Raw genomic sequence first — 14,799 nt, forward strand, 5'->3', positions numbered from 1 at the left:
GTGGCTCGTGGTGGAAAGGTGGGCGCCTGCGGCGGGCTTCCCCACCCCCCAGCCCCCATCCCCAGGGGGGACGGGGGAGCCAGCGTTGGCACTGGGCAGGTATGTTGCGGGCGTTCTGGGTGGGTGTTGGGCGGGGACGGCCACGCCTCACACGCCAGCCTTCAACCGCGCGCCGTGCGCCCCGCGCGCTTCGCGCACGACGGGCTCGGTTGCCACGACGCTCGCCTTCAAGGCTCCCCTTGAGGGGAGCTGTCAGCGCAGCTGACTGAGGGGTCCTGCGCAGCAGAGGGGCTCTGCGAAGCAGCGGTGTTGCCCTCCCCCTTCCCTTTTACACTGGCGCGTCGTCTGCGAAGTTCGGTTCGCGTTTTTCGCGGAGGCTGCTGAGGCCCTCGCGCACGTCGGGGCCGGTGAAGCCGAGGAATTCGAGGGCGAGGGAGGCGTCGAAGGTGGGTCCGGCCTGCCTGAGCCAGTTGTTCAGGGCGTATTTGGTCCAGCGGATGGCGGTGGGGCTGCCGTGGGCGAGTTGGTTGGCGACTGTCCAGGCGCGGTCCAGGAGTTCGTCGTCGGGGACGGTGAGGCTGACGAGGCCGATGCGTTCGGCTTCGATGCCGCTCACCGGTTCGCCGGTCATGAGGTGGTATTTGGCCTTGTTCAGGCCGCACAGGAGGGGCCAGATGATGGCGGCGTGGTCCCCGGCGGCGACACCAAGTCGGACGTGGCCGTCAAGGAGGCGGGCGGTGTGGGCCGTGATGCTGACGTCGGCGAGCAGCGCGACGGCGAGTCCGGCGCCGACGCAAGGGCCGTGGATGGCGCTGACGATGGGTTTGGAGCAGTTGATGACGTTGTAGACGAGGTCACGGGCTTCCTTCCAGACGCGGGTGAGGGTGCTGAAGTCGCGGCTCATGTCCTCGATGAGGTCGTAGTCGCCGCCGCTGCTGAAGCCGCGTCCCTCGCCGTGAATGAGAACGCACCGGATGCCTGGGGTGTCGTCGATGTCGCGCCAGATGCGGGTCAGGGCGCGGTGGGCGTCCGCGCCGACGCTGTTGAGGGTCTTGTCATTGCGGATGGTGATCTGGAGGATGCCGCTGTCGTGAAGTTGCAGGTGCAGGCCGGGGTACGCGCCGGGCGCGGTCAGTTGGGTTGTGTTCATGGGGGCAGGGTAGCGGGCGGGGCGCTCTGGTGTGCGGGCCGGTGTCCGGGTGGGCCGGATGCCACGTCGGATGCGCGGCCGGGTTCATGAGCTGGGGGTGGCCCTCCCCCAGCGCGGGCATGTTGGGCAGCGCGGACGGCAGGCGCAGCTTACGGTGGGGGTATGACGATGCGTGGATGGGCAGCGGGTGCGGCGATGGCGGTGGCATTGGTGGCGTGTGGTCCGGGGCCGTCTGCTCCGTCGGACGGAAAGGGCGGAAATACCAGTGATGAGCTGGTGACGGTGACGGTCACGGACGCGTCGTACGGGGTGACGTTCACGTACAACACGCAGAAGTCCTTCGTGGTGAGCCGGTCGGCGCTGCCTGATTTTGGGCAGTCGCAGGCGGAGCGGGAGATGCTGGCGGCCATCAATGCCGAGCGGGCGCGGGGTGGGGTGTGTCCGTCCGGGGTGTTCCCGGCGGCGGCGCCGCTTCAGTTCGAGGGGAACCTGCATAAGGCGGCGACGCTGTACGGCCGGGAACTGGCAGCGTCCGGGAAGATGGAGTTACCGCACCGCAGCCGGGTGGATAACCGGGTGCCTTCGCAGCGGATGGTGGACGCCGGGTACCGTCCGGTGCCGCCGAATGGCATTCAGTGGGTGTTCGGGGAGAGTCTGGCAGCCGGGATGAACCTGACCAGTCCGGCCGAGGTGATCGCGGCGTGGAAGGGCAGCACGTCGCACTGCGCGGCGCTGTTCGAGAAGGTACTGGACGGCACGGCGGCGCAGGTGACCGGCTCGGCTGGAACGTACTGGGTGCTGAACATCGCGGGCTGGTAAAGACAACGGTGTTCAATCCTCTGCCCCCCGGCCTTCTACGTGGTCGGGGGGTTGCTGTTCGTGCGGGGGGCGCGCCAGCCGAGGGTGCCGGTCAGGGCGGCGAGCAGCATGCTGCCCAGCACGAGGGGGGTGACGGCGGTCCAGCCGCCGCGTTCGAAGGCGTGTCCGGCGGCCAGGGAGGCGGCGGCGGCCCCGCCGTAGTACGCGAGGTGGTACAGGCCCGAGGCGAGGCTGCGGGCGTCGGTGACGTGGCGCTGCACGGCGTTCAGGGCGGCGGCCTGCGCGAGGAACACGCCGCAGGCGGCGGCGGCGACGCCCGTGATGACCAGCGGGAGGGGTGCGGCGAGGGTCAGGAGGAGGCCGGCGCTGCTGGTGGCGGCGGCGGTCAGCAGGCCCGTGCGGGGGCCGCGCGCGGCGAGGAACGGGGCGGCGACGGGCGTGATGATCACGCCGAGCAGGTACACGGCGAAGACCGCGCCGGTCTGGGCGGTGTTCAGGTCGTAGGGGGGCGCGGCGAGGCGCAGGGTGAGGGTGTTGAAGGTGCCGACCAGCGTGAACAGGATCAGGAACCCGACGGCACAGGTAGCCAGGAGCGGCGGGTTGTGCAGGTGGGCGCGCAGGCCCTTCAGGACGGCGCGAGGGTCGCGGCGGGGCGTGAAGGCCTGTTCGGGGGGGAGGCGGCGGGCCAGCAGGGTGCCGGTCAGGGCGGCGGCGGCCAGGAACCAGAAGACGGCGGGCCAGTGCCACTGCGCGGCGATCAGTCCGGCCAGGAAGCGGCCGAGGAATCCGCCCAGTACGGTGCCGGTCACGTAGGCGGTCAGGGCGCGGGTGCGGGCGGGGCCGGTCAGTTCCTCGCCGATCAGGGCGGTCAGGGCGACCATCACGCCGGGGATCAGCAGGCCCTGCGCGAACCGGGCGGCGTTCAGGGCGTCCAGGGTGTGGGCCTGCGTGGCGAGCAGGGCGGGCAGGGTCAGCAGGGCGAAGGCGGCGGTGACGGTGCGGCGGCGGCCGGCGGCGTCGGCCAGGATGCCGGCCAGCGGTGAGGCGACGGCCATGGCGAGCATGGTCGCGCCGATCACGCCGCCCACGCGGGCGGGCCCGGCGTGGAATTCGCGGGCCAGGGTGGGCAGCAGGCTCTGCGGGGCGTACACGTTCAGGAACACCAGGGTGCCCAGCGCGGCGAACAGCAGTGGCGGCGGAGCGCTGGTGTGGGCCAGGGTGGGCACGCGGTTCAGGGCAGTCCGGTCAGGCCGAGATCGCTGACCAGGGCGGTCGCTTCACCCAGGTCGGCGGCGTGGTCGGGGTCGCTGCGGCCGGGCGGGCCGGGCAGCAGCAGGGTGGGCCGGGCGTCCAGGCCGACACTGCCGGCGCTGTCCAGGCGCTCCAGAACGGCATCGAAACTCCAGTCGTGCGCCCACAGTCGTTTGACGGCGTGCAGGGCGGCGGTGCCGCTGGCGTGCGTGCCTGGCGGCTGGTGCGGGGCGCTCTCGGCGTGCAGGGTGCCGGGGCGGCGGGCGTGCAGGGGCGCGTGGTCCAGCCCGGCGGCGCGCAGCGCGCGGTGAAAGTGCTGCACGGCGTCGTCCAGCAGGTAACTGGTGCGGATCAGCGCCTGGGCCTGCGCGGTCAGGGGTTCCAGGGCGTCCTCGTCGATGCGCGCGGGCCGGATGGGTGCGAACAGGCGTCCCAGCCGCTCCGGGAGGTTGTTCTGCCGGTAGAACGCTTCCTCGAAGGTCGCGGGGACCAGCAGGCCGCTCACGCCGTGCCGGGCCAGCCGGGCAGGTTCTTCCCCGTGCAGGGTGGGGTTCCGGGCGGCCTCCGCGAAGCTCAGCATGCCCCCAGGGTAGCGCGGGCCGGGGCCTGCGCGGCGGGAGCGGGGTCAGTTCAGGCTGTGGCCCAGGCGGGCGCGCATCCAGGATTTCACGCTGCTGGCTCCGGGCGTATCCCGCACCACGATGGCCACGTACCCGGCGGGAATGGGGCACACGACCAGCACGCGGTCCTGGAATTCCAGTTGGACGGCCTTGACGGGCGCGGCGGCGTTCAGGTGGTGCGCCACGCTGTGCGCGGCAGTCGCCAGGAAGCGGATGTACGCGCCGACTTCCGGGTCCAGGGCGGCGGGGGTCAGGGGCACGCCGCCGCTGTCGTACGCGCAGGCGGCCGTCACGCCGGGCAGCACGCTCAGGCCGGCCGTGAACATCAGGGCCTGCTGCGCCTGCTGCGCGCGCCGCGCCGCCACGGCGGCCGGGTCGGACTCCGCCTGCACTTCCCTGGCCGGCACTTCCCTGGCGGGCGCTTCCCTGGTAGGCGCTTCCCTGGTAGGCGCTTCCCGGACAGACGCGACGGGTTCGGAATGCTGCGGGGCTCCGGAGCTGCGCGGCGCGCTGGCCGGGTCGGGGGCCGGCAGGCGCGGCGCGGACGGATCCGGAACGGGCAGGTCCGGCACGTGGGTCACGTGGGCGGCGTCGGTCAGCCACTCCTGAAGCGCGGGGAACAGCACGCCGGGCCGCAGGGGTTTGCGCAGCACGTCCAGCACGCCCAGGGCGCGGGCCTCGGCGCGCAGGTCGTCCTCGACGATGCCGGTCATGAACACCACGGGCAGGTGCGGGTGCGTGCGGCGCAGCGTGCGGGCCAGTTCCACGCCGTTCATGCCGGGCATGCGCACGTCCGTCAGGACCAGCGAGGTGTCGGGCGTCAGGGCGGCCAGCGCGGCGGCGCCGCTGTCGGCCACCTGCACGGACAGGTGCGGCGAGAGCAGGAACTCCATGTTCTGCAGCACCCCGGGGCTGTCGTCCACGATCAGAATCGAGGGGCGCCGGGGCAGGTGGGCCGTCATGCCTCTCAGCGTACTGGACGGCGCGTCACCTGCACCTGACGGTTGCCGCCGGGTGCGTAAGATTTCGCACATCCGGCCCCGAGTGTGCCCCCCACGCCGGGCATACTGCGAGCATGACGCGCGACCCCGCTCCCTCCGCCGCCACCGCCAGCGGCCGACCAGACGCGCACCTGGACGCCCTGCTGGCTCTCGATCCACGCCTGAGCGCCGTGTGGACCTGGGTGCAGGGGCAGATGCGCCCGGACGCCGCGCACGACAGCGCGCATCTGGCGCGCGTGGCCCGCTGGACGCTGCGCTGCGCGCCGGACGGGCCGCCCGCCCTGGCCGTCGCGGCGGCCCTCACGCACGACGTGGTGAACCTCCCCAAGAACCACCCGCAGCGGGCGCAGGCCAGCGAACTGAGTGCGCAGGCGGTGCGGGCGACCCTGCCGACCCTGGGCTTCACGCCCGCCGACGCGCACGAGGTCGCACTCGCCGTGCGCGACCACAGCTACTCGCGCGGCGCCCGGCCGGAAACGCCGCTGGGCGCGGCCCTGCAGGACGCCGACCGGCTGGACGCCCTGGGGGCGCTGGGCGTGCTGCGCGTGGCCGGCGTGGGCGGGCAGCTGGGCCGCGCGATGCTGCACCCCGCCGACCCCTGGGCACAGGACCGGGAGGCGGACGACCTGGCATTCACGGTCGATCATTTCTTCACCAAACTGCTGCGGCTGGACGGCACCTTCCACACGCCCGCCGGTCAGGCCGAAGCGAGCCGCCGCACCCGCACCATGCGCGCTTTCCTGACCGAACTGGCCAGCGAACTGGACGTCGACCCGCCTGGCGAGTGACGGTCGGCTCTCCCCGGTCAGCTCTCCTCGAGGTGGGCGTGGTCGTTGTAGGTCAGCAGGGTCCAGCGGCCCTGCGTGCGGGTCAGGGTGGTGAGGCTGGTGTGGGCCAGCTGGTAGTTGAAGGGCAGCACGTAGCCGGGGACGGACCGAGCGGGCCAGTCGAACAGGTCGCACAGCAGGGCGCGGATGGCGGCGCCGTGCGTGAAGGCGATCACGCGGCCCGGCAAGAGTTCGTCGGCCCAGTCGCGCAGCCGCTCGCCGACCTGCGCGAGGCTCTCGCCGCCGCCGGGGGCGGGCAGGGTCCAGGGGTCGCGTTGCCAGTCGTGGTAGGCGGGGTCGCGCTGCGCGTCGTCGGTGGTGACGCCCTCGAACTGCCCGAAGTTCAGTTCGCGCAGGCGGGCGTCGAGGGTCAGGGGCTGGCCGGGCCGGGTCAGTTCGGCGGTGCGGGCGGCGCGGCTCAGGTCGCTGCTGTGCGTCTGGTCGAAGGTGCGCCCCCGCAGGCGGGCGTGCAGCCGCGCGGCCTGCGTTTCGCCCAGGGTGCCCAGGGGGGTGTCGGTCCAGCCCTGCCAGCGGCCCGCGCCGTTCCAGTCGGTCGCGCCGTGGCGGACCAGGGTCAGGTGCAGTGCGTCCGGGGTAGGGGTGGCCGGTGCAGGGGTGGTCACGGGCGGGCCTCGGGGTCCGGGTGGGCGCTGCTGGTGTCCTGCCCGTCGGCCAGGGCGGGGACGGGGCGGGGGCGGCTGTGCTCGTCGAGCGCCACGAACACGAAGTACCCGGTGGTCGCGAGTTCCTGCTCGCCAGTGGGCATGTCCTCGCGGTACACGTCCACGCGGATGGTCATGCTGGTGCGCCCGACCTTCACGACCTGCGCGTCGAGGGCCACGGCGTCGCCCACGCGGATGGGCACGTGAAAGTCCACGCCGTCCATGCGGGCGGTCACGACGTTCCCCCCGGCGTGCCGGACGGCGGCGATGCTGGCGGCCTTGTCCATCAGGGACAGCACCCAGCCGCCGAAGGCGGTGCCGTGGTAGTTGGTGTCCTTGGGGAACACCAGTTCCAGCATGCGGGCGCGGCTTCGGGGGGCCGGGTTGCGGCTGGGGGCGGCGCCGGGGGCAGAGGCAGGAGCGGGGTCGGGGGCGGAGTCGGTCACAGCTCATCAGTGTAGGGGCCGCCGCGTCCAGTCGCGCGCGGCGGAGCAGGCAGGCACAGACAGGGCTGCCGGTGCGGGTAGGGGAACCAGGGCTGGTGGGGGGGCCGGGCTGGTGGCCTGCTGGTCGAGTGGCCCCGCCGGGGGGGATGGCCTGAGGTGTAGACCGACCGTGTCATGGGTGATTGACACCCTCTCAGTGCCGTGCAAGCATGATCTGCACTCACAACTTGTACTGTGTTCAGCGTTTCAGGTAGGACAGCTGGTGTCCTTACCGCGCTGGCAGCGGGAGGTCCCTATGAAGAAACGTCTCCTCTTCCCCACCCTGTTCGCCGCGATGGCCGGGTCCGCCCTGGCCGATCAGGTCGTAAACATCGGCTTCTCCGGCCCCCTGTCGGGTGGCGCGGCCTTCTACGGCAAGGATGTCCAGAGCGGCATCGACATGGCCATCGGTGAGCTGAACAAGGCCGGCGTGACCGTCAAGGGCGAGAAGGTCACCTTCAAGCTCGTGGCCCTCGACGACCGCTACCTGCCCAACGAGACGGCCACCAACGTCAAGCGCCTGACCAGTCAGGGCATCGACATCATCTTCGTGCCGCACTCCGGCGGGATCCTGACCGTGCAGCCCCTGACCACCCGCGACCCGGAATTCCTGCTGGTGGCGTACTCCAGCGAACCGAAGATCCTCGAGGCGAACAACCCGATGACCTTCATGCTGCCCCCCCGCTACGACAACTACCTGCAGCCCTTCGTGAGCACGCAGATGAAAGCCTTCGGTAAGAAACTGGCCCTGGTCGGCACCACCAGCGCGTACGGCAAGCAGTGGACCGAGGCGATCAGCGGCGAGTGGAAGAAACAGGGCGGCACGGTCGGCGGGAACAACGGCGTGGATTACAACACCACCGTGGATTACAGCAGCGCCGTCACCAAGGCCCTGGCCGAAAAACCCGACGTGATGTTCATCGGCGGGCCCAGCCAGCCGACCGCGCTGGTCGTGAAGGCCGCGCGCGAGCAGGGCTTCAAGGGCGGGTTCATCGTGATGGACCAGGCGAAGTTCGAGCAGATGGACACCATCGTGCCGCGCGCGTACCTGGACGGCAGCGTGGGCGTGCTGCCCACCAAGGAATTCGCGGGCACGCAGGTGTTCGTCGCGCAGTACCAGCGCCTGTACAAGAAGATCCCCACCAGTGAAGCCGCGCTGAACTACATGGGTATGAACGTGCTGGCCAAGGCCATGGAACTGGCCGGCACGACCACCGACGCCACCGCCATCCGCGCCAAGCTGAACGACGCCTCCAAGGCGATCCCTCAGAACAAGAGCGTGTACAAACTGTACGGCGTGACCGCCAACGGCCACGTGGACGCCGAGTTCATCGTGGCGAGCGTCAAGAACGGCAAGTACACACGCCTGCGCCTGACCAAGACCTTCAAGTAAGTCGCTCGGGCCGCGCCCCGACAGGGAGCCGGCAACCGCCGTTCCCGGACTCTTCTGGACTGCACGAGCGCGCCCCGCAATCTGCCGGGCGCGCCCGTTTCTTACCTCTTCCGCTCTCTGCTGCCCGTTTCCTGCACTGGCACTGTCTGCCCTGCCCGCACTGCCGTACCGGCGAATTTCACCCCTGAAGGAGTCCTGTTTTGACCACCGTGCTGCAACAACTTTTCAATGCCCTGGCGCTGGGCGGCGTGTACGCCCTGGTCGCGTTGGGGCTCACGCTGGTGTACGGCGTGATGCGCGTTCCGAACTTCGCGCACGGCGGCCTGTACATGCTCGGCGCGTACCTGACCTACGCCTCGCTGGACCGCCTGGGCGTGGGCTACGTCCCGGCCCTGATCATCGCGGCGCTGGGCGTGGCGCTGCTGGCCGCGCTGCTGGAGCGCCTGATCTTCTACCCGCTGCGTAACGCGCCGCACGTGCATCCCATGATCGCGGCCATCGGGGTGCTGTTCTTCCTGGAGGCGCTGATCTCGCATCCCAGCGTGTTCGGGCCGGACTTCAAACAGATTGCCGAGCCGGTGCCGGGCATCCTGAACCTGGGCGGCGTGACCCTGACGTGGCAGCGGCTGCTGATCATCGCGGCCAGCCTGGTGGTCATGTGGGGCCTGAACTTCTTCCTGAAACGCACCCTGACCGGCGCGACCATCGAGGCCATGAGTCAGAACCGCGAGGGCGCGCGGCTGGTGGGCATCAACACCAACCGGGTGGGCATGCTGACCTTCGCGATCAGCGGGGCGCTGGCGGCGGTGGCGGCGGCGCTGGTCGCGCCGATCAACGCGGTCACGCCCAGCATGGGTGAGGTCATGAACCTCAAGGTGTTCGCGATCATCATTCTGGGCGGCATGGGCAGCGTGCCCGGCGCGATCGTGGGCGCGTTCCTGCTGGCGTTCACCGAGGTGTTCGGCGGCTTCTACATCAACCTGGACTTCGCGGACGTGATCGGCTTCGCCATGCTGGTGATCGTGCTGGCCATCCGCCCGCAGGGTCTGTTCCGGAGGGGCACGTGAACGCGAACGGAGCGAGGAGAGGGGGGGGCCTGAGTCTGGGCCGGGTCATCTGGCCGGCACTGTTCATCCTGGCGGCGCTGGTGCCGCTGCTGCGCCCCAGCGGGTACGCGCTGGATATCGGCGTGAACATCATGATCTGGGCCATGCTGGCGTACGGTCTGAACGTGATGCTGGGCTTCACGGGGCTGCTGCCGCTGGCGCACGCCGGGTTCTTCGGGATCGGGGCGTACACGGTCGGCATCCTGACCCTGAAGGCCGGGTGGAGTTTCTGGCTGGCGTGGCCGGCCGCCGTGGCGCTGTGCGCCCTGGTGGGGCTGTTGCTGGGCCTCGTGGCGTTCCGCACGAAAGGGGACGCCTTCTCGATCTTCACGCTGGGTGTGGGCGTGATCATCATGCTGGTCATCAACAAGTGGGACGCCCTGACCGGCGGGAACGACGGCCTGAACGGCGTGATGCCTCCGGCCGGGCTGGAGGCGTTCTCGAAGGCGCTGGGCCTGAAGCTCTCCAGCGGGTTCTACCTGCTGGCGCTGGTCAGTCTGGCCGTGACGGTGCTGGTGGTCGCGCGCGCCCGCTACAGCACCTTCGGCCTGTCGCTGATCGCCATCCGGGGCGGCGAGGACCTTGCCCGCAGCGCCGGGATCAACGTGTTCACGCACAAGCTGCGCGCCATGATGCTCTCCACCGCCATCGCGGGCTTCGCGGGCGGCCTGTACGCTGTGTTCGTGGGCTTCCTGGGGTCCGCCGTGACCGGCCCGACCACGACCTTCACGGTGCTGCTGTACCTGCTGGTGGGCGGCCTGGGCACCCTGGCGGGACCGCTGCTCGGCACGGCCATCATCTACGGCCTGACCCAGACCCTCAAGGGACTGGAGGACTACCAGTACATCGTGTTCGGGCCGCTGCTGGTGCTGCTGGTCATGTTCGCCCCGCACGGACTGGCGGGCCTGTGGGCGCGCCTGAGTGCCCGCCGCGCCGCGCCACCCGCGCAGACCCCCGACCAGACCCCCGATCAGACCAAGGAGGTCAACCGTGCTTGACGTTCAGGACCTCGGCATCCGTTTCGGCGGGCTGCACGCCGTGAAAGACGTGACAGCCAGCATTCCCGCCGGGCAGATCACGGCCATCATCGGGCCGAACGGCGCGGGCAAAAGCACCTTCTTCAACCTGATCAGCGGCTTCTACCAGCCGACCACGGGCAGCATCCGCTTTGCCGGTGAGGACATCACGCGCCTGAAAACGCATGAGGTCGTCTCGCGCGGCATTGCCCGCACGTTCCAGACGACCACCATCTACCGGGAACTGTCGGTGCTGGAAAACGCCATGATCGGCCACCGGGTCCGCACGCGTGCCGGCCTGCTGGACGCACTGCTGCGCACCGGACGGGAACGCCGCGACGAGCAGGGCAGCCGCGACGGGGCCATGCAGGCCCTGACCCGCGTGGGACTGGCCCGGCAGGCGCACCTGCCCGCCGGCGCGCTGACGCAGGAAGGGCAGAAGCGCGTGGGGATCGCCATGGCGCTCGCCAGCGACCCGAAACTGCTGCTGCTGGACGAACCGGCCGCCGGCATGAACCCCGAGGAGACCGTGAACCTGATGAGCCTGATCCGTGAACTGGTCGCGGGCGGCCTGACGGTCGCACTGGTGGAGCACAAGATGAGCCTCGTGATGGGACTGGCGGACCAGATCGTGGTGCTGCACCACGGGCAGAAGATCGCCGGGGGCACGCCCGCGCAGGTCAGCCGCGACCCGGCCGTGATCGAGGCGTACCTGGGCGGGCACGCGCACGGAGGTCAGATGGGCCAGAGCGCCCAGCCGGACGCCGCGCCCACCACGCTGGACAAGGGAGCCGCGCATGCTTGAAGTCCGTGACCTGAACGTGAACTACGGGCATTTCATGGCGCTCCGCGGCGTGAGCCTGACCGTGCAGCCCGGCGAGATCGTGGTGCTGCTCGGCGCGAACGGCGCAGGCAAGAGCACGCTGTTCCGCACCCTGAGCGGCCTGCAACGCCCCAGCGGCGGCAGCGCCACCTGGAACGGCACGAGCCTCACGACCGGCCGCCCGGAGTTCAACGTGGCGCACGGCGTGGCGCAGTGCCCTGAAGGCCGCCTGCTGTTCCCGGACCTGAGCGTCGAGAAGAACCTGCGCCTGGGGGCCTTCGTGCACCGCCGGGACGCCAGCGGCACCGCGCGGGAACTGGAACGCATCTACGAACTGTTCCCCGCGCTGGTCGAGAAACGCGGCGCGCCCGCCGGGAGCCTGTCGGGCGGGCAGCAGCAGATGGTCGCCATTGCCCGCGCGCTGATGGCCCGCCCGCAACTGCTGCTGCTGGACGAACCCAGCCTGGGCCTCGCGCCACTGGTGGTCGAGCAGGTCTTCCAGGCGGTGCAGCGCGTGAATACCGAGGGCGTCTCGGTGCTGCTGGCCGAGCAGAACGCCTTCGCGGCGCTGGGCATCGCGCACCGGGGGTACGTGCTCGAGGGCGGGCAGATCACGCTGGACGGCCCGCAGCAGGCGCTGATGACCGACGACCGCGTGCGCAGCGCGTACCTGGGCGTCTGATGACCACCCCTGAACACCCAGCTGTCCGGCAGGGCGTGTCGCTGGACCGCCTCGCCCGCTGGGAGACGCACCTGAGCACCCGGTACCTGCAGACCGGCATCCTCCCGAACGCCCTGACGCTGGTGTACCGCCGGGGCGAGATCGTGCACCAGCACGCGCAGGGCTTCGCGGACGTGGAGGCCGGTACGCCGCTGCGGGACGATCACATCTTCCGCATCTACTCCATGACCAAACCCATCACCAGCCTCGCGTTCATGATGCTGGTCGAGGACGGCCTGACCGCCCTGAGCGACCCGGTCAGCAGCGTCCTGCCGGAGTGGGCGAACCTGGGTGTGTGGACCGGTGGCACGCTGGGCAGCTTCACGGGCGAACCGCCGCGCCGCCCCATGCAGATGGTGGACCTGCTGCGCCACACGTCCGGCCTGAGTTACCACATTCAGCAGGGCGGGCACCTGGACGCCGCGTACCGCGACCTGAGCCTGGGCGTGAAAACCACCCTGCCGGAATTCGTCGCGGCCCTGGCGGACCTGCCGCTGGAGCATGAACCCGGCGAGCACTGGCATTACTCGGCCGCCACCGACGTACTCGGGTACGTGATCGAACGCCTGAGCGGACAGCCGTTCGAGGACTTCGTGCGGGACCGCATCCTGACGCCGCTGGGCATGACCGACACGGCCTTCGAGGTCCCGGCCGACAAGCTGGGCCGCTTCATGCCCTGCTACGCCCTGACCCCGCAGGGCCGCGTGCTGTTCGACCCGGCCGCCGGACGCTTCGCCCGGCCACCTCACTTCGTGTCCGGCGGGGGCGGCCTCGTCTCGACCGCCGCCGACTACCTGCGCCTGTGCCGCCTGTTCCTGCGCGGCGGCGAACTGGAAGGCACACGCCTCATCAGCCCCAAGACCATGGAACTCATGACCCGCAACCACCTGCCCGGCGGGGCCGACATCGCCGGAATGGCCCTCACGCCCATCGCCGTCTCAGAGACCAGCGCCGCCGGCGTGGGCTTCGGGCTGGGCTTCGCCGTCACGCTGGACCCCGTGCGCACCATGCGCGCCGGAAACGCCGGGGATTACTCATGGGGAGGCGCGGCCGGCACGTACTTCTGGGTTGACCCGGTCGAGGACCTCACTGTGATCTTCATGACCCAGCTGCTGCTCTCGCCCGACCGGGTCCGCGACGACCTGCGCACCTTCGTGTACGCCGCCCTGACCGACACGCCCACCACGCCCCGCAGCCTCGCCTGAGACAGAATCTCCTCACCCCCTGCTACGCAGGGCCCTCTCCCCACGGAGAGGGTTTTTTGTTTGTGTAGGGACACATTTACATTTCTGTACCCGTCTGCTTACACGGGTGGCTTACTCTGGATTCAGTCACCCCCAGAGGGGCTGCACTCCGGACGAGAGCACCGCCGTACCCGGTCAAGACAAGACGGCGCGACACTCTGGAGGTGTCACATGGCATGGACGCTGCTGTTTATCGCCGGTCTGCTGGAAGTCGGCTGGGCCATCGGTCTGAAGTACACAGAGGGCTTTACCCGCCCGCTCCCCACGGTTCTCACGGTGGCCAGCATGATCGCCAGCATGGCGCTGCTGGGGCTGGCGACCAAGACGCTGCCTATCGGCACGGCGTACGGCGTGTGGGTTGGCATCGGCGCGGTCGGGGCCGGGATTCTGGGCATCGTGCTGCTGGGCGAGTCGGCCAGTCCGGCGCGGCTGGCGTTCATGGCGCTGATGGTCGTGGCGATCATCGGCCTGAAAGTCACGAGCTGACGGGCTGTCTCGGCTAGGCCGATTGCTCCGCCGGGTTCAGGCGTCCACGCCGACCGCTTCGCTGACGCTGCGCAGGCCGTCGCGTTCCAGCAGGGCGGTCAGCCCGGTGTGGAGGCGGCGCACAAGGCCGGGGCCCTCGTAGACCAGGGCGGAGTACACCTCGGTCAGAGAGGCCCCGGCGCGGATCTTGTCGTAGGCGTCCTGTGCGGTGAAGATGCCGCCCACGCCGACGATGGGGGTGCGCCCGGCGGTCTGGCGGTACGCGGCGCGGATCAGCTCGGTGCTGCGGGTGGTCAGGGGGCGTCCGCTGAGGCCGCCGGCCTGCGTCTGGTGCGGGTGGGTGAGGCCGCTGCGGTCCAGGGTGGTGTTGCTGATGATCAGGCCGGACGCTCCGGCGTTCACGACGGCGTCCACGCTGGCCTCGAAGTCGGCGGGGTGCAGGTCCGGCGCGAGTTTCACCAGGACGGGCGGGGTGCTGAGGGTCCGCACGCGCCCGGCTTCCACGCCGTCCACGACAGCCCGGACGAGCGCGGCCAGTTCGTCGGCGGCCTGCAGGGCGCGCAGGCCCGGCGTGTTGGGGCTGCTGACGTTGACGACGAAGGCGTCGGCCACGTCCTGCAGGGCCGTGACGCACTTCAGGTAGTCGTCGGTGGCGGCCTCATTGGGCGTGAGTTTGTTCTTGCCGATGTTCACCCACACAGGCGCGGTGCGTTCCCGCAGAGCGTGCAGGTGGGCGTGCAGGTCGGCCGTGCCGGCGTTGTTGAAGCCCATGCGGTTGATCAGCGCGCCGTCGGGCGGCAGGCGGAACAGGCGGGGGCGGTCGTTCCCGGCCTGCGGGAGCGGCGTGACCGTCCCGACTTCCAGGAAGCCGAAGCCCAGGGCGCTGAAGGCGGGGACGGCCACGCCGTTCTTGTCGAGTCCGGCGGCCAGTCCGACCGGACTGCTGAAGGTGCGGCCCCACAGCGTCTGCGCTAGCGCGGGCGTGGCGGGCGCGGTCACGCGGCGGGCCAGGGCGGGCCACGCGGGCACGCGCGACGCGAGTTCCAGTCCGGCGATGGTGAGGTGGTGGGCGTCCTCGGCGTCCAGGCGGAACAGCAGCGGCTTGATCAGCGAACGGTACACGGACCCCAGGATAGGGGATGAAGGAGGGGTGATGGACACCTGCGCGGCCTCCATCACCCCTCCCCCACTGCCC

The 14,799-nt window shown here is 70.5% G+C and carries 16 protein-coding genes and 1 riboswitch; of the genes, 9 read left to right on the plus strand and 7 right to left on the minus strand.

Translation table 11 applies throughout. The annotated features are described in order from the left end of the window. Nucleotides 1-328: 328 nt before the first annotated feature. On the minus strand, nt 329-1,150 hold the full coding sequence (locus M8445_RS02795) for an enoyl-CoA hydratase/isomerase family protein (protein ID WP_273989504.1): 822 nt from the start codon (nt 1,148-1,150) through the stop codon (nt 329-331). Nucleotides 1,151-1,432: 282 nt separating this feature from the next. Between M8445_RS02795 and M8445_RS02800 the strand changes: the two genes are divergently transcribed. Beyond that, nucleotides 1,433-1,969: a CAP domain-containing protein gene (locus tag M8445_RS02800; protein ID WP_273989506.1), complete on the plus strand. Its 537-nt coding sequence runs from the start codon at nt 1,433-1,435 to the stop codon at nt 1,967-1,969. A 35-nt stretch (nt 1,970-2,004) separates the two neighbouring features. Here the strand turns inward: M8445_RS02800 and M8445_RS02805 are convergent, their stop codons facing one another. From M8445_RS02805 to M8445_RS02815, 3 genes are read right to left on the minus strand one after another with little or no spacing between them, the layout of a single operon-like run. Continuing rightward, nucleotides 2,005-3,195, minus strand: coding sequence for an MFS transporter (locus M8445_RS02805; RefSeq protein ID WP_273989508.1), 1,191 nt, complete (start codon nt 3,193-3,195; stop codon nt 2,005-2,007). A 5-nt stretch (nt 3,196-3,200) separates the two neighbouring features. After that, on the minus strand, nt 3,201-3,800 hold the full coding sequence (locus tag M8445_RS02810; protein WP_273989509.1) for a hypothetical protein: 600 nt from the start codon (nt 3,798-3,800) through the stop codon (nt 3,201-3,203). A gap of 45 nt (nt 3,801-3,845) precedes the next feature. After that, nucleotides 3,846-4,802, minus strand: a complete 957-nt coding sequence (locus tag M8445_RS02815) for a response regulator (RefSeq protein ID WP_273989510.1) — start codon at nt 4,800-4,802, stop codon at nt 3,846-3,848. 113 nt (nt 4,803-4,915) lie between these two features. Here M8445_RS02815 and M8445_RS02820 point away from each other — a divergent pair, with 113 nt between their 5' ends. Continuing rightward, nucleotides 4,916-5,629 carry an HD domain-containing protein gene (locus M8445_RS02820; protein ID WP_273989511.1) on the plus strand — a complete coding sequence of 238 codons (714 nt, stop codon included), beginning with the start codon at nt 4,916-4,918 and terminating at the stop codon, nt 5,627-5,629. Between the two features lie 17 nt (nt 5,630-5,646). On the opposite strand, the gene M8445_RS02825 is transcribed toward M8445_RS02820, so the two are convergent. Then, nucleotides 5,647-6,291 (minus strand): histidine phosphatase family protein, encoded by a 645-nt coding sequence (locus M8445_RS02825; protein ID WP_273989513.1) that lies wholly within the window; start codon nt 6,289-6,291, stop codon nt 5,647-5,649. Next, a complete protein-coding gene (locus tag M8445_RS02830; protein ID WP_273990816.1) occupies nt 6,288-6,689 on the minus strand; it encodes an acyl-CoA thioesterase in 402 nt (133 codons plus the stop codon). The genes M8445_RS02825 and M8445_RS02830 overlap by 4 nt, the downstream gene beginning before the upstream one ends. Before the next feature lie 382 nt (nt 6,690-7,071). On the opposite strand from M8445_RS02830, the gene M8445_RS02835 reads away from it, so the two are divergent. The 7 genes from M8445_RS02835 (at nt 7,072) to sugE (ending at nt 13,604) form a co-directional block, all read left to right on the plus strand. After that, on the plus strand, nt 7,072-8,208 hold the full coding sequence (locus M8445_RS02835) for an ABC transporter substrate-binding protein (protein ID WP_273989514.1): 1,137 nt from the start codon (nt 7,072-7,074) through the stop codon (nt 8,206-8,208). Between the two features lie 200 nt (nt 8,209-8,408). After that, nucleotides 8,409-9,275 (plus strand): branched-chain amino acid ABC transporter permease, encoded by an 867-nt coding sequence (locus tag M8445_RS02840; RefSeq protein WP_273989516.1) that lies wholly within the window; start codon nt 8,409-8,411, stop codon nt 9,273-9,275. After that, on the plus strand, nt 9,272-10,312 hold the full coding sequence (locus M8445_RS02845; RefSeq protein WP_273989518.1) for a branched-chain amino acid ABC transporter permease: 1,041 nt from the start codon (nt 9,272-9,274) through the stop codon (nt 10,310-10,312). The genes M8445_RS02840 and M8445_RS02845 overlap by 4 nt, the downstream gene beginning before the upstream one ends. Continuing rightward, nucleotides 10,305-11,135 carry an ABC transporter ATP-binding protein gene (locus tag M8445_RS02850; protein ID WP_273989519.1) on the plus strand — a complete coding sequence of 277 codons (831 nt, stop codon included), beginning with the start codon at nt 10,305-10,307 and terminating at the stop codon, nt 11,133-11,135. The genes M8445_RS02845 and M8445_RS02850 overlap by 8 nt, the downstream gene beginning before the upstream one ends. Next, entirely contained in the window at nt 11,128-11,835 is a 708-nt protein-coding gene (locus tag M8445_RS02855) for an ABC transporter ATP-binding protein (protein ID WP_273989521.1), read from the plus strand. Before M8445_RS02850 ends, M8445_RS02855 begins: the two co-directional genes overlap by 8 nt. Then, a complete protein-coding gene (locus M8445_RS02860; protein ID WP_273989522.1) occupies nt 11,835-13,079 on the plus strand; it encodes a serine hydrolase domain-containing protein in 1,245 nt (414 codons plus the stop codon). Before M8445_RS02855 ends, M8445_RS02860 begins: the two co-directional genes overlap by 1 nt. A gap of 123 nt (nt 13,080-13,202) precedes the next feature. Beyond that, nucleotides 13,203-13,273: riboswitch (guanidine-III (ykkC-III) riboswitch) on the plus strand. A 16-nt stretch (nt 13,274-13,289) separates the two neighbouring features. After that, the gene (gene sugE, locus M8445_RS02865) at nt 13,290-13,604 is read left to right on the plus strand and encodes a quaternary ammonium compound efflux SMR transporter SugE (protein ID WP_189064396.1); all 315 of its coding nucleotides are present in this window, start codon (nt 13,290-13,292) and stop codon (nt 13,602-13,604) included. Between the two features lie 36 nt (nt 13,605-13,640). Here sugE and M8445_RS02870 read toward each other — a convergent pair whose 3' ends face one another. Further along, nucleotides 13,641-14,726, minus strand: a complete 1,086-nt coding sequence (locus tag M8445_RS02870; RefSeq protein ID WP_273989523.1) for a quinone-dependent dihydroorotate dehydrogenase — start codon at nt 14,724-14,726, stop codon at nt 13,641-13,643. Nucleotides 14,727-14,799: the final 73 nt, after the last annotated feature.

Source organism: Deinococcus aquaticus, assembly GCF_028622095.1.
Classification (GTDB): domain Bacteria; phylum Deinococcota; class Deinococci; order Deinococcales; family Deinococcaceae; genus Deinococcus; species Deinococcus aquaticus.